We start from the raw sequence: 16,538 nt of genomic DNA on the forward strand, positions 1-16,538 counted from the left end.
TTTGCTCTTTCGTTGTGCCCTTATTCTTTCAGCCTCGCTTTTTCGTGTCAAACCGACCCGATCAAGCTCGCCTTCCGGAATTCAAGCCTCCCCTTTCGGGGCAACCCTTCTAATATACTAGATCGTCCGATTCATGTCGAATCGTCCTCATCCGAGTGTGAATCTCTCGTAGAGGTTGAAGATCGTCAGTGAGGGTTCCGAGGCCCCGGCGCCCGCGCCGTCTCCCTCGGGTCTGTGAACCTTACGAACCTCTTCCCGCGTCGTCAAATCAGAGCCCCTCCGGGGGCGGAGACCCGTTGCCCCGAGAAATCGGCGAACCCGCCTGCCCCGCTTCGGAGAATGACCACCGACCCGGTGGACGGAGCGGCCCGGGCGACACGCGGTCGACGCGGGCGGCACGGCCGGCGCGCTCAGCGCGGCAGGGTGGCCGACATCGTCGCCACGATCACGGCGACGAGCCCTTCGACGACCTCCGCCCTGTCCACCTCGGGATGCTCCAGCCACCAGTCGCCGGTGGCCTGGACCATGCCGACGAAGGCGTGGCCGAGCACCTGTGCGCGGACCGGGTCGAGGACGCCGCTCTCCGCGGCGATCACCGTACCGAGCTCCTCCCCCAGGCCGCGCACGATCGCGGTCATCTGGGAGTGGGTACGGCTGTCCTCGGCCCCGGCCCGGTGGAAGAGGAAGCGGTAGAGGTTCAGGTTGGCCGCGATCATCTCCAGGTAGGCGTCGATCGTGGTGCGGGCACGGCTGCGCAGGTCGGTCCTGGCCCGGTCGAACTCCGGGCGGAGCAGACCGATCACGGTGCGCACGTGCCGGTTCGCCAGGGCCTGGTAAAGCCCGCTCTTGTCGCCGAAGTGACGGTAGAGGATGGGTTTGGTGATCCCGGCCTCGGCGGCGATCGACGCCATGGACGCCTCGGGCCCCTCTCGCCGGATCACCCGGTCCGCGGCGTCGAGCAGTGCCCGCCGCCGGTCAGGATCCCGTCCGCCCACCGCCGCTCCCCTCGTCCGGAGGGAAACAGCATAGGCGGGAAGCCCGGCGTGGACATGATGTCCGGTGTGCGCGCTTTGGGGAGAGCGGCTCGGGGAATGGAACACGCAGGCAGGGCGGGACCGGCGGGGGGTTCTCAGCATGTCGGGGAAGGTTCGAGAGGGCGGCGGACGGCTGGGACGGCGGCTGCCGGAGGCGTTGCGGCGAGCCGCGCGGCGGGGACGCGAGGCGGCGCTCCGTGCCGGGCGCCGGGAGCGGAGCCTGCCCCGGCGCGTCGAGCGCCTGGGCCGGCGGACGGGCCGGCGCGTGCTCCGCGTCGGCCGGCGGTCGGCGTTCCGGCTGCTGCGGGTGCTCAACGGCCGACGGGCGAGGCGTGCCCCGGCGGCCGACACCGGAACGGTCCGGATCCTGTTGCAGCACGCCTACGGGATGGGCGGCACCATCAGGACGGTGCTGAACCTGGCCGGTCACCTGGCGCTCGAGCGCGACGTCGAGATCGTCAGCGTCGTCAGGACCGCCGAGAAGCCGTTCTTCCCCATCCCCCCGGGCGTACGGGTGAGGTTCCTGGACGACAGGACCCGGCCGCGGGGGCCGGTGGCGACGTTGCTGGCGCGCCTGCCGAGCGTCCTGATCCCGAGGCAGGAGAACGTCCACCGGGCGGTCTCGCTCCTGACGGACCTGCGTACGGTCCGTTTCCTGCGGTCCATGCGCACCGGCGTGGTGATCTCCACCCGTCCGGGGTTCAACCTGATCACCGCGTTGTTCGCGCCGCCGGGTGTGATCACCGTCGGCCAGGAGCACGTGGGTCTCGACATGCACGCCCCGGAGGTCGCCCGGCTGATCAAGCGGCGCTACGGCAGGCTGGACGCCTTCGTGACCCTCACCGAGAGGGATCTGGAGCACTACCGCAGGGCGTTGAGGCCGCCTCCCCGGCGGCTGCTGCGGATCCCCAACGCCGTGCCCCCGCTGGCCGGGGACGTCTCCGGGCTGGACCAGAAGGTGGTGATCGCCATCGGCAGGTTCGTGCACGCCAAGGGCTTCGACCTGCTGGTGAAGGCGTGGAGGCCGGTCGCCGAGGCGCATCCCGACTGGGTGCTGCGCGTCTACGGGCGGGGAAGGGCCCAGGCCGAGCGCAAACTGCGCGCCCGGATCGAGGAGGCCGGCCTGTCGGGCACGATGCTGCTCATGGGCAGCTCGCCCGAGATCGGCCGGGAGCTGTCGGAGTCCTCGATCAACGTGGTCAGCTCGCGCTACGAGGGGTTCAGCATGACGATCCTGGAGGCGATGAGCAAGGGGGTACCGGTGGTCGGCTTCGACTGCCCCCACGGCCCCAGGGAGATCGTCAGGGACGGGTACAACGGCTTGCTCGTCCCGCCTGGGCGGCCGTCGGCGCTCGCCGAGGCGCTCTGCCGCGTGATCGAGGATCGGGAGTTGCGCGCCGCGCTCGGCGCCGGTGCCCTGCGGACGGCCGCCGGCTACGACCTCGCCTCCATCGGTGCCCGCTGGGACGCGCTCCTGTCCCAGCTCGGCGACGACCACGCCACCGGCGCGGGACGGGCGCGCGAACACCTGCTCGACCGGACGTAGCGCGACGGCCCGCCCGGCCGCGCTCGTCCCCGTACCAGGGGGCGGGCGGGTGGTTCTCGCGGGCACAGGGCGAATGTCCGGTAATCTGCCGCTCGTCTCCAGGAGGTGGCAGGTGGCCGAAGCAGGCGCCTTTGCGGTGCCGGGCTACGAGGTGTCCGGCGTGCTCGGCCAGGGCGGTTTCGGGATCGTCTACCGGGCCAGGCAGCTGGCGGTGGAGCGCGAGGTGGCGCTCAAGGTGGACAACCGGGTGCTGGTCTCGGAGCGGGACCGGCGTCGCTTCATGCGCGAGGTGACCTCCGCGGGCGCCCTGTCCGGCCACCCGCACGTCGCCCACGTCTACGACGCCGGGGTCCTGCCCGACGGCCGGCCGTACATGGTCCTGGAGCTGTGTCCGGGCGGGTCGCTGCTGGACCGGATGCAGGCGGAGAGGGACAGGCGGCTGCCGCCGGCCGAGGTCGTCGACATCGGCATCCGGATCGCCGACGCGCTGTCGGCCGCGCACGCCGCCGGGGTGCTGCACCGGGACATCAAGCCCGCCAACATCCTGATCAACCGGTACGGCAACGTGGTGCTCTCCGACTTCGGGCTGGCCACCATGCCGTCCTCGGGCGGCGAGGCGTCGGTGACCCGCGAGTCCCTCACCCCCGCCTACGCCCCGCCCGAGGCGTTCGAGCTCACCGAGCCGTCGGCCGCGGGGGACGTGTACTCCCTGGCCGCCACGCTGTACGCGCTGCTCTCGGGGCGCCCGCCGCGGTTCCCGGAGAGCGGTGTGGTCAACATCGCGGTCATCATGGCCCTGCACCGGCTGCCGATCCCCGAGATCCCGGGGGTACCGCCGGAGCTGACGGCCGTGCTCAGGGAGGCGATGGCCCCGGACCCGTCGCTCCGTACCCCCTCGGTGGCGGCACTGCGCGACGCCCTCACCGACCTGCGCCTGGACCGGGTCGTGCCCCGCGCTTCCGGCACTCCGGGTGCTCCGGGTGCTCCGGGTGCTCCGGGTGCTCCGGGCGTCAGGTCCCACACGCCGCCGTCCGCCGCCGGCGCCCGCCCGCTCACGCCCGCCCGGACCCCGGGACCCGGCCGGTCGCGTCCCGACCGGCCGGTGGCCTACGCCGGGGAGCACGAGCCGTTCTCCCCGCCGCGCGCCGGGGCGGCGTACGCGGGGCCGGCGGTCCGCGGCGCCGCCGGTGAGGCGGCGAGGTCGCACCTGACGTCGCCGGGGGCGAAGGGGACGTCCGGTACCCGGCCTCCCGGGGCGGACACCGACCATCCGGTCCCGTCCAACGCGCGGGTCTTCGTCGCGCTGGCCGCGGCCTTCGTGATCCTGCTGCTGGTCGGGATCGGGCTGATCTTCATGGAGAACCGCGACACGACCCCGTCCTCCCCGCCGGGCGTCGAGGCGCCCCAGGGCGACGCCGGCGGCGAGGCGCCCGCGAGCGGCGGTGCGTCCCGGGGGCCCGGGATCATGGAGGTCGCCACGGTCACGGCCGGCTGTCCCGCGGCGGCGGTGGCCGGAGCCGGGGCCGCGTGCGCGGTGGAGGCCGAGTGCTGGGGCGGCCTGGTGTCACAGGCGGGCGACACCACGGCCAGGCGGGTCGGCTGCGAGGAGAGACACTCGTGGGAGACGTACGCGGTCGCCCCGCTGCCGCCGGACGGGCTCACGTACGACCAGGCGGCCCTGGAGAAGCACCCGACGGTGAAGAGGGTCTGCTCGGACCAGGTCATGTTCGCCTCCATGCACGACAAGCGCAGCGATCGGCGGACCAGGTGGCACGGGGCGGTCCTGCCGCCCTCCAAGGAGCGGTTCGAGGCCGGGGCGCGGACCTACCGGTGCCTGGGCGGGCTCGTCGGCCGCGACACACCGGGAATCCGATTCGGCCGCCGATCCCTCTCGTAGAGGTCTCGTCCCGCGGCCCTCCGGGGAGGAGCGAGGAACCCGTGCCTGTCGGCGCGGGGGGTCCTCCGCATGCCTGCGGGCGGGGCGGGTGCGGGGCGGTACCACCGGACGTGAAACGTTGGACGAAAGCAGAGCGTGAACGTTCGCCCTGGAATTCGCGCTGGTATGACGAAAGCGGCGTTCCACCGGTGGCGTCCGGGACGAATTCGCTCAGGTTTTCGACAGGGAACCCGGTGGCATCGTGCCGGGCTCCTCTCCCGGTCATGGAATCGGGTTTCTCCGAGCTGGAGGTTCGTGATGACTCAGGCACAGATCGGTGTGACGGGACTGGCCGTCATGGGGGCGAACCTCGCCCGCAACCTGGCCCGGCACGGGCACTCCGTAGCGGTGCACAACCGATCCCAGTACAGGACCAAGGCCCTGATCGAGGAACACGGCCACGAGGGCGCCTTCGTCCCCTGTGACACTCCGGAGGAGCTCGTCGCGGCGCTGGAGCGTCCACGGCGCATTCTGATCATGGTCAAGGCGGGGGTGCCGACCGACGCGGTGATCGAGGAGTTCGCCCCGTTGCTGGAGCCCGGCGACATGCTCGTGGACGGCGGCAACGCCCACTTCCTGGACACCCGGCGGCGCGAGGCCGCGCTGCGCGCGCGAGGCCTGCACTTCGTCGGGGCCGGGGTCTCCGGCGGTGAGGAGGGCGCGCTGCTCGGGCCGAGCATCATGCCGGGTGGTTCCAGGGAGTCGTACGAGGCGCTGGGACCGATGCTGGAGGACATCGCGGCCAAGGTGGACGGCGCGGCCTGCTGCACGCACATCGGTCCCGACGGCGCCGGGCACTTCGTGAAGATGGTGCACAACGGCATCGAGTACGCCGACATGCAGCTCATCGCCGAGGCCTACGACCTTCTCCGGCAGGGGCTCGGCCGGACCCCGGCGGAGCTGGCGGACGTCTTCGCCGAGTGGAACCGGGGGGAGCTGTCCTCGTACCTGATCGAGATCACCGCGGAGGTGCTGCGCCAGGTCGACGTGGGCACCGGCCTGCCACTCGTCGACGTGATCGCCGACCGGGCGGAGCAGAAGGGGACCGGCCGCTGGACGGTGCAGATCGCGCTGGACCTGGGCGTCCCGGTGAGCGGCATCGCCGAGGCGGTGTTCGCGCGCTCCCTGTCCGGTCACGCGGACCTGAGGGCGGCCGCGCGCGGCCTGCCGGGCCCGTCGGGCGTGCCCGCCGGGACCCTCGGCGAGGAGTTCGCCGAGGACGTGCGCCGGGCGCTGTACGCGTCGAAGATCGTCGCCTACGCCCAGGGGTTCGACCAGCTCAGGGTCGGCAGCACCGAGTACGAGTGGGACCTCGACCTGGGCGCGCTGGCCACGATCTGGCGGGGCGGCTGCATCATCCGCGCCGTCTTCCTGGACCGCATCCGCGAGGCGTACGCGGCGGAGGAGAAGCCGGTCACGCTGCTCGCCGCCCCCTACTTCGCCGAGGCGCTGACCCTGGCGCAGGACTCCTGGCGGCGGGTGGTGGCCAAGGCCGCCGAGCTGGGCATCCCGGCGCCCGGTTTCTCGACCGCGCTGGCCTACTACGACGGGCTGCGCGCCGAGCGGCTGCCCGCGGCCCTGATCCAGGGGCAGCGCGACTTCTTCGGCGCGCACACCTATCAGCGGATGGACCGCGAGGGCTTCTTCCACACACTGTGGTCGGCCGACCGCAGCGAGATCGCGGGCTGAGGCCACGGCGGGCGGCCGACCGAAACCGCCCGCCACCTGCGGGCCCGCGACCGACGGGCCCGCGACCGTCCCGCCGGTCGCGGACACGCGGCCGCCCGTCACCGTTGGCGGCGACGCACGCGCGGCCGCACGTCACCGGCGCGGGCCGGGCGGTCAGCCGATCCTCGGGAGCAGGGCGAAGGCGTGGTCGGCCGCGGCGGCGGCCGCGGGGTGCGCCCGATCGGCGGTCTCCCCCTCCACCAGCGTCCGCCAGTTCCGCCGGGCCAGCACCCGCTGCGTGGCCAGCACCTGCCCGGCGACGAGCCGCGCGGTGAGCTCGTCGACGATCTCGGTGAGCGCCACGGCGAGCGCCTCCTCGTCCCGGGCCATGTACTGGAAGACCCGGGCCGCCAGGGTGGGCGTGGTGAAGACCATGCCGTGGTAGCCGAGCACCTCGGGGTGGTCGTTGAGGCCCGTCACGGGGTCGCGCCGTTCCAGGCCGGCCAGGAAGTGCCGGCGCAGCGCCTCCAGCGGCGCCTCGCCCGCCTCCCGTCCCCGCACGATCCGGGCGGCCTCGCCCTGGTGGTCGGAGATGCGGTGCAGGACGAGGTCCTCCTTGGTCGGGAAGTACTTGAACAGCGTCGGCTTGGAGACCTGCGCCGCCGCCGCCACCTCCGCGACCGAGACCTCGTCGAATCCCCGCTCCAGGAAGAGCGAGACGGCCGTGGCCGAGATCGTCTCGTGGGTCTGCCGCCTCTTGCGCTCACGAAGCCCTGTCACGCGTTCCAGCCTAACAGTGTGTTTACTCGGTTAATATATTGACCGAGTTAAGACTTAGGGGTGATGCGCGATGACCGACGCCGAACTCGATGCCGGACCCGATGCCGGACTCGACGGTGGCCTCGACGGTGAGCGGGCCTACCTGGCGGAGTGCGAGGCGGCCGTCGGCCGGATGATCGACGGGGCGCGGCTGAACGTCGTCATCGGCGAGCGGGTCGCGGGTGATCGCTACAGCGCCGAGAGGCTGGGCTACGACCTGAGGAGCCTGGCCAAGGAGCTGGAGGAACGACCTGACGGCCCGCCGTTCTTCGGCCGCCTGGACTTCGGCCCCGCCTCCCCCGACCACGCCGGGCAGCGCTACTACATCGGCCGCCGGCACGTCTCCGGCGGCTCCGGGCGGCAGCCCCTGGTGATCGACTGGCGCGCCCCGGTCTCCGCCGCGTTCTACCGGGCGAGCGCCCACGACCCGCGCGGGGTGTCCGTACGGCGTCGTTTCGGCTGGTCCCGGAACCCGGTGGCGCTGACCGGCTTCGAGGACGAGGTCCTCGACACCGGTGAAGGCCGCGGCGAAAGGCCCGGGGCGGCCGCGGGCGTGGCGAGCCGGATCGTGGCCGCCGAGATCGAGCGGCCCCGCGTCGGGCCGATGCGCGACATCGTGGCCACCATCCAGCCCGAGCAGGACGAGCTGGTCCGCGCCGCCCTGGAGAGGTCGATCTGCGTCCAGGGGGCGCCCGGCACCGGCAAGACCGCGGTGGGGCTGCACCGGGCCGCCTACCTGCTCTACACCCACCGGCAGCGGCTCTCGCGGGCGGGCGTGCTGATCCTCGGCCCCAACCGCGCCTTCCTGGGGTACATCGCGGCCGTGCTCCCGGCGCTGGGCGAGGTCGACGTCGAGCAGACCACCGTGGAGGGCCTGCTGGCACGTGGCCCGCTGCGGGGCGGCACCCCCGGCTCCTCCGGCACCCCCGGTTCCCCCGGTTCCCCCGACACTCCCGGCGATCCCGGGAAGAACGGCGAGCCCGAGGAGACGGCGACCGTCAAGCACGACGCCCGGATGGCGGAGGTGCTGCGCCGGGCGCTGTACCGGCGGGTGACGGAACCGGCGGACGGGATCGCCGTCCCCGACGGCTCCCACCGGTGGCGGGTCGGGGCCGAGGAGTTCCGTCTCGTCGTGGCCGGCGCCCTGCGGGAGACGGCCTCGTACGGGGTGGGCCGGGAGCGCGTGCTCTCACGCGTGGTGGCCCTCCTGCTGCGGCAGGCGGAGACGCGCGGGCGGAACGTGAACGCGGCCTGGGCGCGCAGGATGGCCAGGGCGGTCAACGGGCACGTCGACGCGGTCTGGCCGGTCGTCCGCCCCGAGGAGGTGCTGGCGGAGGTGCTCGGCGACCCCGCCGTGCTGGACGAGGCCGCGGACGGCATCCTGGCCCCGGACGAGCGGGCCGCGCTCCTGTGGGCCCGGCCCCCGCGCTCGTTCAGGAGCGCCAGGTGGTCGGCGGCCGACCTGGTGCTGCTCGACGAGCTCTCCGGGCTGCTGGAGCGCCCGCGGGGCCACGGCCATGTCGTCGTCGACGAGGCGCAGGACCTCTCCCCCATGCAGTGCCGGGCGATCGCGCGCAGGAGCGAGCACGGCTCGATCACCGTGCTCGGCGACCTGGCGCAGGGCACCACGCCGTGGGCGGCCCGCACCTGGGAGGACCAGCTCGCCCACCTGGGCAGGCCCGAGGCCGAGCTGATCGCCCTGACCACGGGTTTCCGGGTGCCCGCGGCCGTGGTGGCGGTCGCCAACCGGCTGCTGGAGGAGCTGGCCGTGGACGTGCCCGGGACCCGCTCGTTCCGGACGGACGGCCGCCTGACCGTCCACCCGGCTTCCGATCCGGGCGAGGGCGCGGTGGCCGCGGTACGCGCCGCGCTCGACCACGAGGGCTCGATCGCGGTGATCGCCGCGGACGCCGCGCTGGACGCGCTGACGGCCGCGCTGACCGACGCGCTGGGCGCCGGGGGCGTCGAGATCGCCTCCCTGGGCGACGGCAGCTCCGCGGGCCGCGTCACCGCCGTGCCCGCCTCGATGGCCAAGGGCCTGGAGTACGACCACGTGGTGGTGGTCGAGCCCGCGCGGATCGCGGAGACCGGGGCCCGGGGCCCCAACCTGCTCTACGTCGCCCTGACCCGCGCGGTGTCGCGGCTGGACGTGGTGCACACCCGCCCGCTCCCGTCCTGGTTCCCCCGGTCGCCGGAGTCGCCGGGGCCGTCGGAGGCGCCGGAGTCGCCGGGGCCGTCGGGGTCCCCCGATTCGCCGGAGCCGCCGGAGCCGCCGGAGGCCCCGGGGTCCGCCGGCTCCGGCCACGACGCGGTCGCGACCCGGCACGCCCCTCCGAGGTGATCTTTCGTATTAAATGTTCCTTTCGCCCGATTATTATTATTTAATCCGACACGCTTAATGCTGGAAATGGCTGGAATACGCGGGAGACTGGTGGAACTCCTGTTACGCTCCGGGCCGTGAGTGATTCACTGGACGCGCTGGAACGGCGAATAGCCGACCTCCGCGCCGAGGTGCGACGGGCGGTCAAGGCGAGGGAGAACTCGCTCGCCAGGACGCTCCGCGGGGACCTGCGCCGGGCGGAGCAGGCCTGGGACGCGGCGGTGGCCACCGAGACGCCGTCCGGGACACCGGCCGGGACGCACGCCCAGCGCGAGCCCGAGACCTCGCTGGTGCCCATCAGGGAACAGGTCCACCAGGCGCTGGCCATGCTGGGCGTGCCGACGCCGGCCAAGCTGATCGTCGCGGTGAACGACGCGTTCTTCTCCCGCGAGCTGCGCGGCTCCCAGTTGACGAGCCTGCGCCGGGACGAGGAGCGCTCCTTCCGGAGCGACCCCTACGCCAGGCCGTACTACCTGTGCGCCGCGCTGACCGACCGCCTCTCCCCCGCCCGGGGGCTGCTCGCCGACAGCACGTGGCCGCCCGAGCAGCGGGTGCTGGGGCCGCTGAGCCCGCGCGTCGACTTCCTCGTCTCGGCCATGCGCATCGCCGAGCACCTGACGCGGCTGGCGGAGCCTCCGCCGGGCGCGGTGCGGCTGCTGTCGCGGATGGCGCAGAACATCCCCGGCGCCGTCGAGGGATTCGCCCCGGCCGGCCCCGCGACCGCGATCCGCGCGGCGCGGGCCGAGCTGGAGGTGCACCGCGCCGCCGACGCCGCGCAGCGGGCCGAGGTGGCGGCGCGGGCGGCCAGGCAACTACCGGACGCGGAGCGCCTGTTCGGCGTCACCGCGATGAACGCTGTGAGGGGGGGCCTGACGATGACCAGGCTGGACGGGGAGACCGGCTCGTGAGCGCGCTCCGGGACAGGGCTCTCGTGAGCAGGCTCGACGAGCTGCGCGGGCCGGTGCCGTCGCGCCCGCACGACGCGCGGGCCATCGCCGCGCTGGCGGCCAACCCCGGCTGCACGCGCCGGGCGGTGATGGACGCCGCGGGTGTGGACAAGGACCGTACGGCCCGGCACGTCGGTTTTCCCGCGCCGTTCGGTCAGTCGCAGTTCGCGATCACCCGGGGCAACGTGTTCGAGTCGCTGGTGAAGGAGAACGGCTGCGCCGAGCTGCTCCGGCTGCTGCGCGACCTGCTCGGCCTGCCCGTCGAGCAGGTCGGCTACCAGGACGTGGAGAACGTCGGCTCCCACCTGCGCCACTCCCACACGCGGGCGCTGATCGACCGCGCGGCTCGCGAGGACGACGGGGCGGCGGTCTTCTACGACCACCCGCTGTTCAGCCTGGAGATCGCCGGGCACACCTCCTACCTGGAGCCCGACGTGGTCGCCTTCCAGATCGGCGGGCGCTTCCACATCGTGGAGATCAAGTCGTTCAGCATGATCGACGACCAGGCCGAGCCGGACAAGGTGGCGGCGGCGGCCCGGCAGGCGGCGGTGTACGTGCTGGCGCTGCGCACGCTCATGGCCGACCTCGGGCACGACCCGCTGCGGGTCTCCCACGACGTCGTCCTGGTCTGCCCGGAGAACTTCGCCAACCGCCCGACGGCCGCGCTGGTCGACGTGCGCAAGCAGCTCTCGGTGCTCAACCGCCAGCTCACCCGGATGACCAGGATCGAGCAGCTGGTCCAGGGGCTGCCGGACGGCCTGACCTTCGACCTGGCCCCCGGCGAGGACGGCGTGCCGACCCGTTCGGCCGAGGAGCTGGCCCAGGCGCTGCTGCGGGTGCCGGCCCGGTACGCGCCGGACTGCCTGTCGACCTGCGACATGTGCATGTTCTGCCGCCACGAGGCCCGCGCCTGCGGATCCACCGACCTGCTGGGGCGTCAGATCCGCGACCAGCTCGGCGGCGTCTCGGGCGTGGAGGAGGCCCTCGGCCTGGCCGAGGGCACCCGCGAGCCCGCCGAGGGCCAGGAGGAGATCGCCCGCCTGCTGCGGCTGGCGGACCGGCTGCGCGAGGAGTCGCTGCGGTGAGGGCGGGCCGCAGGTGAGCGCGCTGACGGCGCTGGCGCGGCTGCGGGCGGTCCGCGACGGTGTCGCGCAGCGGATCACCACGGTCCGGCACTGCCACGTCTCCGCCCAGCCGATGGTGTTAATCCCGCTCAGGCTCGCGGGCGAGGCCGCCGCGCCGCTGGCCGCCATGGTGGGAACCGATCCGGGCCATCCCCGGCTGCTCCTCGTGCCCCAGCCCCGCAACCGGGACCTGCGGTTCGCCTTCGCCGCCGGGCTGGCCGAGGTGCTGCTGCCGTACATCGAGGGGTTCTCCAAGGCCACCGAGACGGTCGAGCGCAGGAGCGGCGATCCCTACGAGCGGTGCCTGGACGCGCCGCAGATCCTGGTGCCGAACCGTCCGGCGGCCTCGTTCGTCGGGCTGCTGGGCCGCTCCACCCGGTTCCGCCGGGCCGAGGGCCCCTACCCGGTGCACCCGTCGGTGCCGCTGCTGGGCCGGTGGCTCACCTACTTCGCCGACCGGTCGAAGCAGCCGGGCTCCTCGATGCTGCTCGCGGCGACCGAGGCGCTGACGCTGCACTGGGCCACCGGGCAGAGCGCCCTGGAGGACGCCAACCTCGCGGCGCTGATGGGATGGATCGACCCCCCGCCGGGGATGTCCGGGCGTCGGGCCGCCGAGGAGGCCGAGGACCCGCTGCTGTGGCCCCCGGCCGGCCCGGCCACCGACCCCGGGTTCGACAACGAGGTGCTCGGCCCGGCGATCCGCGCCTACGAGGAGGCCCCGACCGACCGCGCCGTCGACCGGGTGAGCCAGGCGGTGCGCACCCAGCTCGACCCGACCTGGCGGCTGATGTGGCGGTCGGTGGACCTTCTGCGCTCCCTGCCCGAGGGGGCGCGCGTCAAGGACCGCTGGGAGGGCGACCGGGGGTCGTTCACCCGGTTCGTCGAGCGCGTCGCCGAGGGCGGGCCGCCGCAGGCGCGCAGGGACGGCGCGGTCGGCGCCGCCGCCCGGCTGGCCGGGCTGGAACGGGCGCGGGCCGCCTACGACGTGCAGCGGGCCCACGACGACCCGCTGCTCATGGCCGAGTACCGGCTGACCGGCGAGGCGTTCGCCGGGACGGTCACCTCCGCAGACCCCGAGCACAGCGAGGGCGAGGGGCGCTCGCGCAAGCTCCGGCCGCTGATCACGGTCCGGACCGACGACCCGGTACGGCTCACGCCCGGCACCGTGGTCGGCAGCCCCGACCGCCGCGGGCACGGCGCCGAGATCGTCGAGATCGCGGACGGGGAGATCACCTTGAAGATCGTCAAGGGGATGGGGCGGGGCAGGACGCCGGCCCCCGGGTCGGTGCCCGAGCCGGGCGAGCGGGTCTCGTACACCTCGCTGACCGACGACTTCCAGTCGTCGGCGGCGCTGCCAGACCCCGAGCGGACGCCGTGGACCCACGGCGGTCCCCCGCAGGAGTACGTGCCCACCGACGACGACGCGCAGGAGGAATGGCTGTGAGCGCCCACCCGACACCGAGCGCCCGCCCGGCGCCGGGCGCTCAGGCGACGCCGGGCGCCCACCCGTCGCCGCGGCAGGAGGCGGCGGCCGTGGTGGACGCCGTCCTGGCCGACCTGCCCCGCCACCGCGGCGTGGTGGTCGACTCCCCGCCCGGCGCGGGCAAGTCCACGCTGGTGGTCAAGGCGGCGGGGCACATCGCCGGGACCGGCGAGCCGCTGATGATCGTCGCCCAGACCAACGAGCAGGTCGACGACCTGGTGGAGCGGCTCGCGACCGAACACCCCGACCTGCCGATCGGCCGCCTGTCGGCGAGCGGCTACATCACCCCCGGGCGCATCCTCGCCCGTCCCAACGTCTCGGTGGCGGGCAAGCTGCCCGACCTGGGGGACCCGGCGGTGGTGATCGCCACCGCCGACAAGTGGGCCTGGATCGGCGACCGCACCTGGCCCTGGGCCATCGTGGACGAGGCGTACCAGATGCGGTCGGACAAACTGCTGCGCATCGCCTCGCTGTTCGAGCGGTCGCTGTTCGTCGGCGACCCCGGCCAGCTCGACCCGTTCTCCATCGTGGACGGCGACCGCTGGGCGGGCCTGTCGTGGGACCCGGTGCAGAGCGCGGTCGCGGTGCTGCTGCGGCACAACCCCGACCTGCCGGTGCACCGGCTGCCGGTCTCCTGGCGGCTGCCCGCCTCGGCGGCGCCGGTGATCTCCGAGGCGTTCTACCCCTTCACCGGTTTCCGTGCCGGGACCGGGCACGGCGACCGGACGCTGGAGTTCACCGTGGACGGCATGCGCACCTGCCAGGACCGGGCGCTGGAGGAGGCGGCCGAGACCGGCTGGGCGCTGTACGAGCTGCCGAGCCGCCACACCGTGCGCACCGACGCCGAGGCCGTGCGGGCGACCGCGGAGCTGGCGGCACGGCTGCTGCAGCGCGGCCCGGTCGCGCACTCCGAACGGGGCGGCCACCCGGTGACCGCCGACCGGATCGCCATCGGTGCCGCGCACCGCGACCAGGTCGCGGCGATCAGGGCCGCCGGGGTGCCGCCGGAGATCACCGTGGACACCGCCAACCGGCTGCAGGGCCGGGAGTACGACGTGACGATCGTGCTGCACCCGCTCTCCGGGCGCCGTGACGCCACCGCCTTCCACCTGGAGTCGGGGCGGTTGTGCGTGCTGACCTCCCGGCACCGCCACGCCTGCGTCGTGGTGGCCAGGGCCGGCATCCCCGAGCTGCTGGACGCCCATCCGTCGGCCGAGCCGGTCCAGCTCGGCGTGCCGGTGAGGTTCCCGGACGGCTGGGAGGCCAACCAGGCGGTGTTGGCCCACCTGTCCGGGCACCGGGTGCGGCCCGACCGCTGACCGGGCGGACGGGGCCGGACCACCGGCGGGACCGGCGGCCCGGGACGGTCCTGCCGCCGGGAGGGTCAGATCGTGCGCCGCCAGACGTCGATGGCCAGGACCTGGCGCATGCCCACCGACAGGTAGAGGTCGAGCGCGGGCGTGCCGTTGTTGGCGTCGACGTGCAGGTAGGTGCCGGCCCGTCCGCGACCGGCGTCCCGCGTGAACGCCCCGCGCAGCATGAACCGGCCCAGGCCCCGGCCCCGGAACGCGGGCAGCACGGCCAGCCGGCGCACGTAGCCGCAGTTCTCGTCGCCGAGGAAGGCGTCGGTGCCCAGCAGCATCGCCGCCGGTTCGCCGTCCAGGCGGGCGACCGCGAGCTGCGACCAGTCGGTGCTGGCGGAGGAGGCCAGCTCGTCGTACCACTCGTCGTAACCCTTGGGGGCGAACCCGAAGTGCTCGGCGAACCCGGCCTGCTCCACGGCGTGGCCCTGGCGGCGTACCTCGTCGGTGAGCCCGTCGTGCACGGTCACGCCCGCCGGGAGGGCGGGGTGGCGGATCGATCCGGTGTGGTCGGCCCGCAGGCGGATGAAGGTGGTGGCGGCGGTGAAGCCCCTGGCCGCGGCGACGGCGCGCTTGCCGCCGTCCTCGCGGTACAGGGCGATGTCCACCACGGCCCGCTCGTGGCCGAGGCCGGCGGCGATCTCGCGGGCCCGCCCGGTCACGGTGTCCCAGAGCGGGCCGGTGAGCTCCGGCACGGCGGGGTGCGCGACGACGTCGACGTCGACGTTGCCGCTCGTGCCCTTGCGCCACGCCCAGGCCCAGGCCGCCACCCGCCCGGTCGCGTCGTGGACCAGCCAGCCGTCGGTCTTCGGGTCGAAGGAGGGGTCGCCGAACTGGTCGGCCACGTCGTCGAGGGTCATGTCGGCCTTGCCGATCACCTGGACGTCGCAGAGTGAGATCAGCTCGTGGATACGCGGGGCGTCGTCGGCCCGGGGCCTGCGGGTGACGTACCCGGCGGGGATGTTCGTCGTCATGTGCCCATCGTGGCGGGGGCGACTTGCCGATCACTGGGCCGGAACTTGGGATCCGCCGGGCCGGCCGTCGTCGGCGCCCCGCGGTCTCCCGCCGCCGCCCCGCGGTCTCCTCGTCCGGTGCCCCGCGGTCTCCTCGGCCGCCGGGTCCGGGAAACGTGCTCACCCGCCGACCGGCCGGTGCCCGATACGCTGGGGACACGGGCGGTCCGCTCGCGGCCGTCACGCCGAACTCTCGGTAAAGGGAGCCATGGGGGAACACGGGGAACACTCCGGCACGCGGGCGCGCCGGTGAGCGTTCTCATCGACCCGCCCGCGTGGCCGGGTCCGCGGGGTCTGCTCTGGTCGCACCTGGTCAGCGACGCCTCCGTCGAGGAGCTGCACGCCTTCGCCGAGGCGCTCGGCGTGCCGCGCCGGGCGTTCGACCGCGACCACTACGACGTCCCCGAGACCGTGTACGCGCGGGCCGTGGCGCTCGGCGCCGAGGAGGTGCCCTCGCGCGAGCTGGTGGCCCGGCTGACCGCCGCCGGTCTGCGCCGCCGCCGGACACGGGACGCCACCGGTGGTTCCGCATAGATCCCGGCGTATCGGGCATCAGGCCCTGGTGAGGACATCACCGCACGTCAAAGAGGGGATGACATGCTGAACGGCACAACGATCGCGTTCCTCGTGGCCCCGGAGGGCATCGAGCAGGTCGAACTCACCGAGCCGTGGAACGCCGTCAAACAGGCGGGGGGCACGCCGAGGCTCGTCTCCACCGAGAAGGGCGAGGTGCAGGCCTTCAACCACCTGGATCCGGCCGACCGTTTCCCGGTGGACGCCACGGTCGACGAGGTCTCGGCCTCCGACTTCGGCGGGCTGGTGCTGCCCGGCGGCGTCGCCAACCCCGACCTGCTGCGCACCGTGCCCGAGGCCGTCGCGTTCGCGAAGGGTTTCTTCGACGCGGGCAAACCGGTCGCGGCCATCTGCCACGCGCCCTGGACGCTGATCGAGGCCGGCGTGGTGCGCGGGCGCAAGGTCACGTCCTGGCCGAGCCTGCGGACCGACCTGGGCAACGCCGGGGCCGAGTGGGAGGACCGCGAGGTGGTCGTCTGCTCCGCGGGCCCGAACACGCTCATCACCAGCCGCAAGCCCGACGACCTCAAGGTCTTCTGCCAGGCCGCGGTCGACGCCTTCTCCGGAGGAGGCGAGCACAAGGGCGGCTGAACCGTCCCCCGCGACGATCAAGACGATCCTGCGCGGTTTCGTGGCCGGGGGCGGGTCCGTCGT

General features: G+C 73.8%; 13 protein-coding genes. 10 read left to right on the forward strand and 3 right to left on the reverse strand.

The genetic code is table 11. The features are described from left to right. Positions 1–410: 410 nt before the first annotated feature. Positions 411–995 carry a TetR/AcrR family transcriptional regulator gene (locus AB0G16_RS36625; protein ID WP_362815332.1) on the reverse strand — a complete coding sequence of 195 codons (585 nt, stop codon included), beginning with the start codon at positions 993–995 and terminating at the stop codon, positions 411–413. 139 nt (positions 996–1,134) lie between these two features. On the opposite strand from AB0G16_RS36625, the gene AB0G16_RS36630 reads away from it, so the two are divergent. The 3 genes from AB0G16_RS36630 to gndA all read left to right on the forward strand — a co-directional run bounded on the left by AB0G16_RS36630 (position 1,135) and on the right by gndA (position 6,205). Further along, positions 1,135–2,580, forward strand: coding sequence for a glycosyltransferase family 4 protein (locus tag AB0G16_RS36630; protein ID WP_362815334.1), 1,446 nt, complete (start codon positions 1,135–1,137; stop codon positions 2,578–2,580). 112 nt (positions 2,581–2,692) lie between these two features. Continuing rightward, positions 2,693–4,477: a serine/threonine-protein kinase gene (locus tag AB0G16_RS36635; protein ID WP_362815336.1), complete on the forward strand. Its 1,785-nt coding sequence runs from the start codon at positions 2,693–2,695 to the stop codon at positions 4,475–4,477. A 297-nt stretch (positions 4,478–4,774) separates the two neighbouring features. Beyond that, positions 4,775–6,205, forward strand: coding sequence for an NADP-dependent phosphogluconate dehydrogenase (gene gndA, locus AB0G16_RS36640; RefSeq protein ID WP_362815338.1), 1,431 nt, complete (start codon positions 4,775–4,777; stop codon positions 6,203–6,205). Positions 6,206–6,358: 153 nt separating this feature from the next. Here the strand turns inward: gndA and AB0G16_RS36645 are convergent, their stop codons facing one another. Beyond that, a complete protein-coding gene (locus AB0G16_RS36645) occupies positions 6,359–6,964 on the reverse strand; it encodes a TetR family transcriptional regulator (protein WP_362815340.1) in 606 nt (201 codons plus the stop codon). 70 nt (positions 6,965–7,034) lie between these two features. Between AB0G16_RS36645 and AB0G16_RS36650 the strand changes: the two genes are divergently transcribed. The 5 genes from AB0G16_RS36650 to AB0G16_RS36670 all read left to right on the forward strand — a co-directional run bounded on the left by AB0G16_RS36650 (position 7,035) and on the right by AB0G16_RS36670 (position 14,256). Then, positions 7,035–9,344, forward strand: a complete 2,310-nt coding sequence (locus AB0G16_RS36650) for an ATP-binding domain-containing protein (protein ID WP_362815342.1) — start codon at positions 7,035–7,037, stop codon at positions 9,342–9,344. A gap of 116 nt (positions 9,345–9,460) precedes the next feature. Further along, entirely contained in the window at positions 9,461–10,291 is an 831-nt protein-coding gene (locus AB0G16_RS36655; protein WP_362815344.1) for a hypothetical protein, read from the forward strand. Then, positions 10,288–11,415: a hypothetical protein gene (locus AB0G16_RS36660; protein WP_362815346.1), complete on the forward strand. Its 1,128-nt coding sequence runs from the start codon at positions 10,288–10,290 to the stop codon at positions 11,413–11,415. The genes AB0G16_RS36655 and AB0G16_RS36660 overlap by 4 nt, the downstream gene beginning before the upstream one ends. Positions 11,416–11,428: 13 nt before the next feature. Further along, on the forward strand, positions 11,429–12,898 hold the full coding sequence (locus tag AB0G16_RS36665) for a hypothetical protein (RefSeq protein WP_362815348.1): 1,470 nt from the start codon (positions 11,429–11,431) through the stop codon (positions 12,896–12,898). Beyond that, a complete protein-coding gene (locus tag AB0G16_RS36670; protein ID WP_362815350.1) occupies positions 12,895–14,256 on the forward strand; it encodes an AAA family ATPase in 1,362 nt (453 codons plus the stop codon). The genes AB0G16_RS36665 and AB0G16_RS36670 overlap by 4 nt, the downstream gene beginning before the upstream one ends. A 65-nt stretch (positions 14,257–14,321) precedes the next feature. Here AB0G16_RS36670 and AB0G16_RS36675 read toward each other — a convergent pair whose 3' ends face one another. Further along, a complete protein-coding gene (locus AB0G16_RS36675; RefSeq protein ID WP_362815352.1) occupies positions 14,322–15,272 on the reverse strand; it encodes a GNAT family N-acetyltransferase in 951 nt (316 codons plus the stop codon). A gap of 288 nt (positions 15,273–15,560) precedes the next feature. Here AB0G16_RS36675 and AB0G16_RS36680 point away from each other — a divergent pair, with 288 nt between their 5' ends. Together AB0G16_RS36680 and AB0G16_RS36685 are read left to right on the forward strand one after the other, a co-directional pair. Beyond that, positions 15,561–15,845 carry a DUF4031 domain-containing protein gene (locus tag AB0G16_RS36680; RefSeq protein WP_362815354.1) on the forward strand — a complete coding sequence of 95 codons (285 nt, stop codon included), beginning with the start codon at positions 15,561–15,563 and terminating at the stop codon, positions 15,843–15,845. Between the two features lie 63 nt (positions 15,846–15,908). After that, positions 15,909–16,475 (forward strand): type 1 glutamine amidotransferase domain-containing protein, encoded by a 567-nt coding sequence (locus tag AB0G16_RS36685; protein ID WP_362815356.1) that lies wholly within the window; start codon positions 15,909–15,911, stop codon positions 16,473–16,475. The last annotated feature ends 63 nt before the right edge of the window (positions 16,476–16,538 follow it).

The organism is Streptosporangium sp. NPDC023615, assembly GCF_040640155.1.
Lineage (GTDB): Bacteria > Actinomycetota > Actinomycetes > Streptosporangiales > Streptosporangiaceae > Streptosporangium.

Coding starts and splice junctions, on each gene's coding strand:
- AB0G16_RS36630 (WP_362815334.1), top strand. CDS start 1,135: ATGTCGGGGAAGGTTCGAGAGGGCGGCGGACGGCTGGGACGGCGGCTG.
- gndA (WP_362815338.1), top strand. CDS start 4,775: ATGACTCAGGCACAGATCGGTGTGACGGGACTGGCCGTCATGGGGGCG.
- AB0G16_RS36650 (WP_362815342.1), top strand. CDS start 7,035: ATGACCGACGCCGAACTCGATGCCGGACCCGATGCCGGACTCGACGGT.
- AB0G16_RS36675 (WP_362815352.1), bottom strand. CDS start 15,272: ATGACGACGAACATCCCCGCCGGGTACGTCACCCGCAGGCCCCGGGCC.
- AB0G16_RS36685 (WP_362815356.1), top strand. CDS start 15,909: ATGCTGAACGGCACAACGATCGCGTTCCTCGTGGCCCCGGAGGGCATC.